General features: G+C 41.9%; 1 protein-coding gene. It reads left to right on the top strand.

Features of this window, described 5'->3' with window-relative positions; all coding sequences use genetic code 11:
• Positions 1-192 (top strand): hypothetical protein (locus AC6UD0_RS07425; protein ID WP_500708715.1); only part of this gene is annotated, 192 nt, incomplete at its 5' end.
• Positions 193-270 lie beyond the last annotated feature (78 nt).

Here is a 270-nt window from a genome sequence, read left to right as displayed (position 1 = left end):
AATTTGTCACGTGAAAAAGTGTTAGTTCTAAATGATGCTGCGCTGTCAAGCATCACTGGAGGCTCTGGATACTATGATTACGAAGCTGCTGGAAAACAGGCATACAAGATTGGACAATATATAGGGACTGCCGTGAGTATATTTTGCCCACTTCCATCCGCAGCAAAAATCTGGAAACGCTTGAAACCGTAACGGTCAATTAAAGGAATGGTGTTTGTATGTTAAAAAGTTTTAGACAACTTTCGCCGCACTGCTTAGCAGAGGTTTCTG

Source organism: Fructilactobacillus sp. X7R9C1 (assembly GCF_059901005.1).
This window is presented reverse-complemented; position numbering and strand designations above follow the sequence as displayed.